This is a genomic window from Thermodesulfobacteriota bacterium (assembly GCA_039028315.1).
Lineage (GTDB): Bacteria > Desulfobacterota_D > UBA1144 > Nemesobacterales > UBA2774 > CR02bin9.
Genome location: JBCCIH010000175.1, coordinates 1 through 4,963, shown reverse-complemented (window position 1 = coordinate 4,963; position 4,963 = coordinate 1). Strand labels below are relative to the sequence as shown.

Here is a 4,963-nt window from a genome sequence, read left to right as displayed (position 1 = left end):
TCCTCAGGGCGCTTTCTACGTTTTCCCTAACGTATCCGGCTACTACGGCAAAGAGTATGACGGCAAGACCATTGAGAATTCACTTGATTTTACTGAGTACATATTGGTAGAGGCAAAAGTAGCCGTTGTTCCAGGAGTTGCCTTTGGGGCAGATGATTATGTCAGAATCTCCTACGCTACTTCAATGGATGATATTGTGAAGGGAGTAGAGCGCATGACCGAGGCATTAAGCAAGCTCTAATAGATTCCTTATAAGCCAGCCTGGATTTTTCCACTTTTATAGCCCATTATAGGATTACTGCGTCTAAAAGTGTGTTAATTCTTATAGCCGGCAAAATCTATGAATATTAAAGTTGGTATATCAATATCGCTGAGCGGTAATTATTCAGTTCAAGGCATTGAGAGTTTTGAGGGTCTTAAGCTCTGGGTAAAACACATTAACAACAGGCGGGGGATATTTGTTGAAGATAGCAATAAACCTCATCTTGTAGAGCTCATGCATTATGATGATCAGAGTACAGTAGAACTCTGCAGGGCTAATACAGAAAAATTAATTCTTAAAGATAAGGTAGACATTCTCCTGGGTCCATACTCAAGCTCTTTGGCGCTAGCTGCTTGCGAGGTTGCACAAGAACATGATATGACGCTTTGGAACCACGGCGGCTCAACAGATGAAATAGAAGAGAGGAACTTTAGCTGTGTCATAAATGCCATAACTCCTGCCAGCCATTACTCATACGGAATTATAGACTGCGTCAGAAAAGCAGATCCGCAGGCAAAAAGAGTTGCGATCTTCTCTGCCAGCAACTCCGGCTTTTCCTCCCGCATTGCAAATGCCGCCAAAGCTTACTCTGAACAAAAGGGTTTTGATGTAAGGGAATTTAAATTCATTTCAGGTTCAGCCGAGTTTAAAATTTACTTAGCAAAACTTGTTGGCTATAACGCAGACCTTATCCTTTCTGTTGCTAGGGCAGAGGATGATATAGCTATTGCAAAGTGGCTGTCCTCTAACAATATAAACACTAAAGCTAGAGCCTTTGTTGCGGCTTCCATAAAACTATTTAAAGACGAACTCGGTAACAATGCTCAGGGAGCTTTATCTTCAAGCCAGTGGGAGAGGGGGGTTCAAATTAAGCCCGATATTGGACCGACACCTAGAGAGTTTTACACAAGTTTCCTAAAAGAGTATGGCAAAGCACCAGACTACGTTGCCGCCCAAGGATATAACATCGGTCTAGTGCTGGAGAAATGCATAGAGTGTGCCAAGACTCTTGAGGATAAAGCTCTTAGACAGACCGCCAAGAGTCTTGAGTTTGATACTTTCTACGGAAAATTTAAAACAGACTCAAAGGGCAATCAGATAGGGCACAAGATGGTTGTGGTACAATGGCAAAACTCTCAGAAAGTAATTGTACATCCTCAGGCTATTGCCCAGGCTCAGATAGTTTATCCCTTAATATAAAGCTTTTTTCTGTGATTAAGGTACTCTAGTTAAAGGAAAAAGATATGAGTGAACTTGAAGAAAAAATTGCTCAAGCAAGAGAAGAAATAGAAAAAGCAACTCAAATTGTCGTGCTCACAGGTGCAGGAATTTCAGCTGAGAGCGGCGTTCCTATTTTCAGGGGTGAAGAGGGGCTTTGGCAAAATTACCGGCCCGAGGAGCTTGCCACACCCGATGCATTTTGGAAAGACCCAAAGCTTGTGTGGGAGTGGTACGATTGGAGAAGAAACGCGGTTAAAGACGCTAAACCCAACCCCGGGCACTACGCTCTTGTAGAGCTTGCTCAGAATGTCCAAAAAATGACGCTAATAACCCAGAACATAGACGGGCTTCATCAAATGGCAGGAAGCCAAGATGTGATTGAGATGCATGGAAACATATGGCAGATAAGATGCACAAAGTGCGGAGAGATCGAGCAGAGTTTTGAAGTGCCTCTTTCAGAGCTGCCTCCAAAGTGCAAATCATGCGGCGAGCTTGGAAGACCAAACGTAGTTTGGTTTGGCGAGATGATAGATATGTCTGTCATAGACGCTGCACTTAGTGCAATAGAACAGTCCCAAGTAATGCTGATAATAGGCACATCCGGCGTAGTTGAGCCCGCAGCTTCTATGGGTCTGGTTGCAAAACAGACTAACAAAACTGTAATTGAAATTAACCTTGATGAGACACCTAGCGCAGGGCTTTACGATATTGTAATACGAGAGAAATCAGGAGAAGTGCTTCCGCTTCTATTTACTACTAACAGAACATTAAGCTGATTTATTTCTGGCAAGCTTAACGGCTACTTTAATTGCCTCCTTCATGCTGGATGGATCAGCCTTTCCCTGCCAGGCAATATCAAATGCCGTTCCATGATCGGGGGAGGTCCTAATTATCGGAAGCCCAAGTGTTATATTTACCCCGTCATTAAAAGAGATCATCTTAAACGGTATAAGCCCCTGATCGTGATACATTGCGACAACTGCGTCCCATTTCCCTTGGTTTGCATAGTAGAAAAGCGTGTCAGCCGGAAGGGGGCCATCAATATCTATTCCTAGCTCTTTGGCTTGGGTAATTGCCGGGACAATCTGGTCTATCTCTTGTCTGCCGAATGCTCCGGACTCTCCCGCATGAGGATTTAGGCCGCAGGCGACAACTTTGGGATTCTCAATTTTAAATAGATTTAATAAGGCATCATTTGTAATCTTAATAGTTTCCAGGACTCTCTCTTTAGTTATTAAATTTGGGACATCGGCCAAGGCCTCGTGAATCGTAACCAGCATCACTTTGAACTTACTTCCCTCAAACATCATTACTGCCTGCTCAGCGCCTGTTAGATCCTTTAACATCTCAGTGTGTCCCGGATAACTCGAGCCGGCAAGGTGGGTAGACTCTTTGCTTATGGGCGCTGTAACAAAGGCATCAATTTCTTTAGCTAAAGCTGCTTCAACTGCAGTCTCTATATAATCAAGGCTTGCCTGGCCTGCTTTTTTATCAATAAAGCCAGGGTTTAAATCAGCGGTTTCAAAATCGGAGCACTCTACTACCTTTATTTCAGATTGCGAATCTAATCCTGCTTTTCTTAGAACCTCTGTATCGCCATACACTACAAACTCACAGCCCGATGTAAGGTCCGTGTTTTTAAGCGCTTTTGCAATTACCTCTGGGCCAACTCCATTGGGATCGCCCATAGTGATTCCTATTTTTGGTTTTTCAGCCATTTTGTTCTCTTGGTTGGGTGAGATTATATCCTGAACAGTCTTTCGGCATTTTCTTTGGTCAGCTCAGCCAACTGCTCAAACGAAATTCCTCTTACCTCTGCAACTGTTTCGGCAACATGCTGAACATATGAGGGCTCATTTGGCTTTCCTCTATGAGGTACGGGAGCAAGGTATGGAGAATCGGTTTCAATTAATATTCTATCTGTAGGTATTTTTTCGGCGGCATCTCTCAGCTCTTCAGATCGTTTAAATGTCACAATGCCTGAGAATGAAATATAAAACCCAAGATCCAAATACTTAGCAGCCGTCTCATAATCTCCCGTGAAGCAGTGGATAACCCCTGGGGGATCTGCCAAATCCTCATCGCTTAGTATTTGGAGCATGTCTTCATGTGCGTCCCTGACATGGATAATTAAGGGCAGGGAGTGTTTTTTGCTCATTCTTATTTGCTGGGTGAACGAGTTTATCTGAATATCTTTCTCAGAGTTCATATAGAAATAATCAAGCCCAGTCTCTCCTATTGCCACAACCCTTTCATGCTCAGCATATTGGTCTATACCAGCTAGGACTTGATCGCTCATTTGTGCAGCGTTGTGCGGGTGAACACCCGTAGTGGCAAATATATAATCATGCTCAAGGCTGAGTTCAATAGTGTCTTTAGTGGATGGAATATCAGACGAGATAGAAACTATTTTCTCTATATTATTTTCTTTAGCCCTTTGGAGTACTTCACTGATATCTTCTAAGGAAACTAAGTGCGCATGACTGTCTATAAGCATTATTTTTGGGTCTTATCTTTGATTATTGATAGGGAGGCTTTTTGTATGTCTGCTTCAGTAGCAGAGCCTTTGCCGCCATCTTCTTTGTCTTTTAAAAGGTCTTTTAATTCCGACATAAATTGGTTTACGTCTTTAAACGATCTATATACCGAGGCAAATCTTACATACGCAACTTCATCAATCTCATATAGTTTTTTAATTACCATCTCCCCTATCTCGCCGCTTTCAACTTCTCTGTCGCCGCGTTCTTGGAGCTCTCTTTCAAGTGAGGAAACAAAACTCTCAATGACGTCCATACTTATCGGGCGTTTCTCACAGGCCTTAAGTATTCCTGCCAAGATTTTGCTTCTGTCAAAAGGCTCTCTCACGCCGTCTTTCTTTACAATTTGAAGCTCTACCTCTTCCACTCGTTCATAAGTAGTGTAGCGGCTTGAGCATTCAAGGCACTCTCTTCTTCGCCTAATCGAAGTCTCTTCCTTTCCCAGGCGAGAGTCTATGACCTTACTTTCTAAGCTAGCGCAAAATGGGCATTTCATCTATACGAGCCTGTGGCTATACATTGGAAACTTACTGCATAGCTCCCTAACGTCATCCTTTATTCTTTGAAGTACAATATCGTTTTCCGTGTTATCAAGGGCCTCTTTAATAAACCCTGCTATAACTTCCATCTCTTCTTCTTTCATTCCCCTTGTGGTGATCGCCGGGGTTCCGATTCTAATTCCGCTTGTAACCATTGGCGGGTGAGGGTCAAATGGAATAGCGTTTTTATTTACAGTAATTCCTGCTTTCTCAAGTGTGTCTTCTGCTAGTTTTCCGGTCAGATCAGCTTCTCTTAGATCCACAAGCACAAGGTGATTGTCTGTGCCGCCTGAGACTAGGTTAAAGCTGTGCTCCAGCATGCACTCTCCAAGGTGTTTTGCGTTTTTAACTATCTGCTCCTGATACTCCTTAAATTCAGGGCTGAGCGCTTCTTTAAATGCGAC

At 43.1% G+C, this 4,963-nt stretch carries 6 protein-coding genes and 1 pseudogene; 3 read left to right on the top strand and 4 right to left on the bottom strand.

The window, feature by feature from the left end; genetic code table 11:
• The 3 genes from AAF462_10000 to AAF462_09990 form a co-directional block, all read left to right on the top strand.
• Positions 1 to 241: aminotransferase class I/II-fold pyridoxal phosphate-dependent enzyme (locus tag AAF462_10000; GenBank protein ID MEM7009452.1), on the top strand; the 241-nt coding region annotated here is incomplete at its 5' end.
• 99 nt (positions 242 to 340) lie between these two features.
• Positions 341 to 1,462 carry an amino acid ABC transporter substrate-binding protein gene (locus AAF462_09995; GenBank protein ID MEM7009451.1) on the top strand — a complete coding sequence of 374 codons (1,122 nt, stop codon included), beginning with the start codon at positions 341 to 343 and terminating at the stop codon, positions 1,460 to 1,462.
• Between the two features lie 44 nt (positions 1,463 to 1,506).
• Positions 1,507 to 2,259: an NAD-dependent deacylase gene (locus tag AAF462_09990; GenBank protein ID MEM7009450.1), complete on the top strand. Its 753-nt coding sequence runs from the start codon at positions 1,507 to 1,509 to the stop codon at positions 2,257 to 2,259.
• On the opposite strand, the gene pdxA is transcribed toward AAF462_09990, so the two are convergent.
• From pdxA to glyA, 4 genes and pseudogenes are all read right to left on the bottom strand, one after another.
• Positions 2,251 to 3,201 (bottom strand): 4-hydroxythreonine-4-phosphate dehydrogenase PdxA, encoded by a 951-nt coding sequence (pdxA, locus tag AAF462_09985; protein ID MEM7009449.1) that lies wholly within the window; start codon positions 3,199 to 3,201, stop codon positions 2,251 to 2,253. The two genes, AAF462_09990 and pdxA, sit on opposite strands and share 9 nt — an antisense overlap.
• Positions 3,202 to 3,224: 23 nt before the next feature.
• On the bottom strand, positions 3,225 to 3,980 hold the full coding sequence (locus tag AAF462_09980; protein MEM7009448.1) for a TatD family hydrolase: 756 nt from the start codon (positions 3,978 to 3,980) through the stop codon (positions 3,225 to 3,227).
• A gap of 89 nt (positions 3,981 to 4,069) precedes the next feature.
• Positions 4,070 to 4,516: pseudogene (gene nrdR / locus AAF462_09975) on the bottom strand (transcriptional regulator NrdR).
• Positions 4,517 to 4,963, bottom strand: a 447-nt coding sequence (glyA, locus tag AAF462_09970; GenBank protein ID MEM7009447.1) for a serine hydroxymethyltransferase, incomplete at its 5' end; no start/stop codon positions are given.